This is a genomic window from Paraclostridium dentum, from assembly GCF_012922555.1.
GTDB lineage: Bacteria > Bacillota > Clostridia > Peptostreptococcales > Peptostreptococcaceae > Paraclostridium > Paraclostridium dentum.
The window spans coordinates 1-6,050 of sequence record NZ_WIPK01000030.1 but is presented as its reverse complement, the minus strand read 5'-3'; the positions used below and the strand labels follow the sequence as shown (position 1 = coordinate 6,050).

Genomic DNA, 6,050 nt, shown 5'->3' with positions numbered 1-6,050 from the left:
TCTTTAGCGCCGATGGTACTTGGTGGGAAGCTGCCTGGGAGAGTAGGACGTAGCCGCGTAATCTTTTTTATTTTACGAAAATTGTAGTGTGGTTGATATTTAGTTTGCGCTTGGGTCATAAAGCTGAGAAAATGCTTTGAATGACCACTTCGTTGCAAACTAAATATCAACCACTTTTTGTTGTGTGAAAATATAAAAGAATTATGCTTGTAGGGTAGGATACAAAGAGATGAGAAAATATGCTTTAAATGACCACTTTGCTCTAACCACTTTTTGTTGTGCAAAATAAAGAAGAATTACGCTTGCACTATATGATATAAAAAGATAATGAAAGTTTATTTGAAAAAAGTTTACGCTTGTGTGAGAAGGTATTAAATAAAAAAAGAAGATAAAAAATTTAATATAATTAAGTTAAAAGTTGAGCATATAATGATGAATAGAGATTATTTTTATATAATATATATAAATAGTAATTAAGGGGGATGTAGAGATGGAGATAAAATTAATAAAGCCAACTTTAGAATATGCTAAGGATATTATGGACTATAAACAAGAGTTTTTAGAATTAGGGGATGATTTAGCCGGATGTGGGAGCTTAAGAGAATGTTCTACGGCTAAAGATTGGATTGATACAATTAACTTACTTGAAAGTGAAAAAACTTGTCCATCAGATAAGGTAACTTCTAATTTATATGTAGCTGTAAGATTAACAGATAATAAAATTGTTGGAATCATTGATTTAAGACATCATATTAATCACCCGGTACTAAGTTTATGGGGTGGTCATATAGGTTATTCTGTTCGTCCGAGCGAAAGGAAAAAAGGATATGCGACAGAGATGCTTAAACAAAATCTTGTAAATTGTAAATCGTATGGACTTGATAAAGTTCTTATAACTTGCAATCATGACAATATAGGTAGTGAAAAAGTTATAATTGCTAATGGAGGAGTATTTGAGAAAGATGTAGAGGTTGATGGAAATATTATAAAACGTTATTGGATAAAATTATAAAAAAATAGAACAATATTATTCTAAGGAAGATATAAAAAGATATGGGGTAGTGGGTATTGAGATAAAAGTTGTTAATGAGTAAACGTATGTTTAAATAATAGAAGTAAATACTTAAAAGTATACATATAAATAAATAAAAACTGTTCATGAAATTGAAGTGAAATTTTCCTGAACAGTTTTTTATTTTAAGTAAAATTAATTTATATATTTTTATAAAGACTCAGCAAGTTTTATTATTCTTTTTAATCCTTCTGTAAAAGAAGATTCACTACAAGCATAAGAAATTCTTATATAATCATCCATTCCAAATGCTATTCCTGGAACAGCAGCAACTTCATACTCATCTAATAGCTTATTACAAAATTCTATAGAAAAACTATCCGTATAGTTTAAATTATTTTTTACCATAGATAAATCTATAAATGTATAAAAAGCTCCATCTGGAGTTACATAATTTAATTTGTTGCATTGATTTAATATATCAACCACTTTATTTCTTCTTGAACGATATATATCAACCATGTCATTAATAGAATCAGAACAATCCTTTAAAGCTCCGTAAGCTATATATTGACTAGTTAGAGAGGGATGAGATACTAAATGTCCCTGTATTGTTGATATTGCTTTAGCAGTTTCTTTGTTACTTGCAGAATATCCTATTCTTAAACCTGTCATAGCAAATGATTTAGAGAAACCATTTATAGTTATAGTTATATTTTTTATATCATTACTTAATGATGCTATAGATACAAATTTATCTTTGTAACATATTCTTTCGTATATTTCATCTGCTAGTATGTATATATTGTTCTTTATGCACACATTAGCTATTTCTAATAATTCTTCTTTTGAGTAAACTGCTCCAGTAGGATTTGAAGGGTTATTTAAAAATAACATTCTAGTTTTTGGAGTAATACTCTTTTCCAAAATATCTTTAGTTAGTTTAAATTCATTTTCTTTATTTGTTTCTATAAAAACTGGATTTGCATTAACTAGTTTTATCATTTCAGGATAGCTAACCCAATAAGGTTTAGGAACTAGAACATCATCTCCAGGATTTAATACAGCTAATAAAGCATTTGTTATAGCATTTTTTGCACCACTAGAAACTACTATTTCTTCTGGAGCATAATCACAATCATTTTCTAAATTTAGTTTTTTAGATAATTCATCTCTAAGAATTTTTAATCCAGGAACTAAGTCATAATTAGTTAAGTTTTCATTTAATGAGTTTATTCCATGTTGAATTGCTGCATTAGGAACAGATAAATCTGGTTCTCCTATACTTAAATCAATTATACTTTTTCCTGATGTTTTTAAATCACGAACTTTTGAACTTATACCTATTGTATAAGATGGTGTAATGTTATTTAATCTACTAGATAACATGTTTAATCCTCCTTTTTAAGATAGATAAGTATATTATATATTAATTTATAACAACAAAGATAACTATATAAGATTTATTGATAAATTTGTCAAAAAATGAGTGAAAAAATTATAAAAAAGTCTAAAAATTTGAACATATTAGAAATACTAATGTTCAAAAAATGTAGATAGCAATTTCAATGCTTAGAGGTGATTTGACGATTATGTACAATTTTGGTAAGCTTATTGTAGTAAAGTAATGACTTAAAGATCTTCCCTTTGACTTTGTTAAAGGGGATTTTTTTCATCCAAGCATACTATATATAGTATGCTTAATATTTGCGGATACTATATATTGTGATGAGGGGGAATTTATTGTGATTCAAGCAGTAAAGAAAAGAGATGGAAGAGTTATACCTTTTAACTCAGATAGAATAACGAGAGCTATATTCTTAGCTGCGAGTAAAGTTGCTCAAAGAGAAGGTAGTGTAGCGGATTATAATGTAGCAGAATTATTAACTCAAGATGTAATTAAGCTATTAAATATAAAGTTTGCAACAAATACTCCTGGAGTAGAAGATATACAAGATGCTGTAGTTAAAGTTCTTATAGAAAAAGGACATGCTAAAACTAGTGAAGAATACATAATTTATAGAACTGAAAGAAACAGAATAAGAAATTCTAAATCTAGACTAATGAAGTCTATAGGAGAAATAACTTTTGCTGATGCAGATGATGCTGACATAAAAAGAGAAAATGCGAACATAGATGGAAATACTGCAATGGGAACTATGCTTCAGTATGGAAGTACAGTATCTAAAGAGTTTTGCAAAACTTACATGTTAAAACCTGAACATGCGTTTGCTCATGATAATGGGGATATACACATACACGATATGGACTTTTTAAATATGGGAACATTGACATGTTGCCAAATAGATTTAATAAAGTTATTTAAAGATGGTTTTTCAACGGGACATGGATTCTTAAGAGAGCCGAATGATATTATAAGTTACGCAGCTTTAGCAGCAATAGCTATACAAAGTAATCAAAATGATCAACATGGAGGACAAAGTATACCATTTTTCGATTATGGTCTAGCTGAAGGTGTGTATAAGACATTTAAGAAATTATATATAAATAATATGAGTAAAGCTTTAGAGCTATATGAAGGTATAGAAGCTTTAGATGAAATAAGAGATATTGTATCTTATGTAGAGCAAAATACAGATACTAAGGCTAGTATAAGCTTAGACGAGTCATATATAAATTTAGAAAAAAGAGAATTAATAAATAGATTAAATATAAAAGATGACGTAGCAGAAAAATCACAAAAGTTTGCATATAAAGAAGCATATAAAGAAACAGATAGAAACACATATCAAGCCATGGAAGCTTTTATACACAATTTAAATACTATGCATTCAAGAGCAGGGGCTCAAGTTCCTTTTTCAAGTGTGAATTTTGGAACAGATACATCTGAAGAAGGTAGATTAGTTACTAAAAACTTATTATTATCAGTAGAAAAAGGTCTTGGAAATGGAGAAACAGCTATATTCCCTATATTAATATTCAAAGTAAAAGAAGGAATAAATTTAAATCCTGAAGACCATAACTATGATTTATTTAAGTTAGCATGTAGAGTTTCTGCAAAGAGATTATTCCCTAACTTTAGCTTTATAGATGCTCCTTTTAATGCTAAGTACTATGTTGAAGGAGATCCTGATACAGAAGCTACATATATGGGGTGTAGAACTAGGGTAGTTGGTAATGTATGTGGAGATGAAGTTGTAAGTGGAAGAGGTAACTTATCATTTACAACAATAAACCTTCCAAGATTAGGAATAAAACATGGAAGTATAAATGGTCAAAACTTAAATTTAGACGAGTTTTACGCAGAGTTAAATGAAAAGATAGATTTAGTAATAGATCAATTACTAGAAAGATTTGAAGTTCAAGGAAATAAAAAGGTTAAAAATTTCCCGTTTTTAATGGGACAAAATGTATGGAAGGGGTCTGATGATTTAGGACCTAATGATACATTAAAAGAAGTTATAAAACAAGGAACGTTAACAGTAGGATTTATAGGATTAGCAGAATGTTTGATAGCTCTTATAGGAAAACACCATGGAGAAAGTGAAGAAGCTCAAAATCTAGGACTAAATATAATTGGTCATATGAGAGATAGAATGGAAGAAGCTAGTGAAAAATATGGATTAAATTTCTCTTTAATAGCTACTCCGGCAGAAGGGCTATCAGGAAGGTTTACTTCTATAGATAGAAATAAATATGGTGAAATAGAAGGAATAACAGATAAAGAATATTATACAAATTCATTCCATGTACCTGTATATTACAAAATAAGTTCTTTTGACAAGATAAAGATAGAAGCTCCTTATCATGAATTAACTAATGCTGGACATATAACTTATATAGAGTTAGATGGAAGCCCTTCAAATAACTTAGAAGCTTTTGAAACTATAATAAGAGCTATGAAAGAATTAGGTATAGGATATGGAAGTATAAATCATCCATTAGATAGAGATCCCGTATGTGGGTACTCAGGTGTTATACCTGGAGATGTTTGCCCTGCTTGTGGTAGAAAAGAATCAGATGGAGAAATTGGATTTGAAAGAATAAGAAGAATAACAGGATATTTAGTAGGAACAGTAGATAGATTTAATAATGCAAAGAAAGCAGAAGTTAGAGATAGAATAAAACACAGTTAATATTTAAATTTAATGTTTTAATGAGGGGGAGTATACATGAAGATAAGATTAGCTTCGCCTATTACTGTAGATAGTATAGTAGATGGGCCTGGGCTTAGGGCTGTTTTATGGACACAAGGATGCATACATAATTGTAAAGGGTGCCATAATTCTCAAACTCATGATTTGGTGAGTGGATTCGAAGTAGATACAAGCACAATATCTAAAGAGATAGAAAAACTAAAATTGCATAGAGGTGTAACTTTATCTGGAGGAGAGCCATTTTTACAAAGTGAAGCTTTAGCTGAAGTTGCAAAAACATGCAAATATAATGACTTAGATGTATGGGTATATACAGGATATACATTTGAGGAACTTACAGATAAGAAAAACCCTTCATATTTTAATAATTTAAATTTACTTAGAAATATAGATGTTTTGGTGGATGGAAGATTTATAGAAGCTAAGAGAGATATAAGTCTTAAGTTTAGAGGATCATCAAATCAAAGAATTATAGATGTTAAGAAAACACTAGAGCTTAAGAAAATATGTTTACATGATGAATATATGAAAGAAGATTTAGGAATAGCAAAATAATAAATTAAAAAATAAGCATAAGTTCTTACTTATGCTTATTTTTTTCGCCTTTTTTCTTCAAAAGATTTAAAAATATCGAAAAATGAAAATAAATTAAAATATATACATATTTATGGTGGATAATGTGGATAAGTCTTACGGATGTAAGTGTATATGCAACTTTAAAACTGTAGATAATGTGGATAAAAATGTTGATAACTTGAGGAACACTTTCTTTATTAAAGTGAAATTAAAATATAATTAAAAAAAATAAAAAAAACTGTTGACTCTGTTTTGATTAGATGGTAAAGTATTACTTGTCCTTAAGAAACGGACGAAACACAAAAGAAAAAATGAACTTTGAAAATTAAACAGTAGGTTAATTA

The 6,050-nt window shown here is 28.9% G+C and carries 4 protein-coding genes; 3 read left to right on the top strand and 1 reads right to left on the bottom strand.

Annotated elements, in window-relative coordinates; translation table 11 throughout:
• The first annotated feature begins 490 nt into the window (after positions 1-490).
• Positions 491-1,012, top strand: coding sequence for a GNAT family N-acetyltransferase (locus tag GFJ41_RS17550; RefSeq protein WP_170075949.1), 522 nt, complete (start codon positions 491-493; stop codon positions 1,010-1,012).
• A gap of 210 nt (positions 1,013-1,222) precedes the next feature.
• Here GFJ41_RS17550 and GFJ41_RS17545 read toward each other — a convergent pair whose 3' ends face one another.
• Positions 1,223-2,401: a pyridoxal phosphate-dependent aminotransferase gene (locus GFJ41_RS17545; RefSeq protein WP_170075948.1), complete on the bottom strand. Its 1,179-nt coding sequence runs from the start codon at positions 2,399-2,401 to the stop codon at positions 1,223-1,225.
• A gap of 356 nt (positions 2,402-2,757) precedes the next feature.
• On the opposite strand from GFJ41_RS17545, the gene GFJ41_RS17540 reads away from it, so the two are divergent.
• Positions 2,758-5,109, top strand: a complete 2,352-nt coding sequence (locus GFJ41_RS17540; RefSeq protein ID WP_170075947.1) for an anaerobic ribonucleoside triphosphate reductase — start codon at positions 2,758-2,760, stop codon at positions 5,107-5,109.
• A 36-nt stretch (positions 5,110-5,145) separates the two neighbouring features.
• Positions 5,146-5,685 carry an anaerobic ribonucleoside-triphosphate reductase activating protein gene (gene nrdG, locus GFJ41_RS17535; RefSeq protein WP_170075946.1) on the top strand — a complete coding sequence of 180 codons (540 nt, stop codon included), beginning with the start codon at positions 5,146-5,148 and terminating at the stop codon, positions 5,683-5,685.
• Positions 5,686-6,050: the final 365 nt, after the last annotated feature.

Coding starts and splice junctions, on each gene's coding strand:
- GFJ41_RS17550 (WP_170075949.1), top strand. CDS start 491: ATGGAGATAAAATTAATAAAGCCAACTTTAGAATATGCTAAGGATATT.
- GFJ41_RS17545 (WP_170075948.1), bottom strand. CDS start 2,401: ATGTTATCTAGTAGATTAAATAACATTACACCATCTTATACAATAGGT.
- nrdG (WP_170075946.1), top strand. CDS start 5,146: ATGAAGATAAGATTAGCTTCGCCTATTACTGTAGATAGTATAGTAGAT.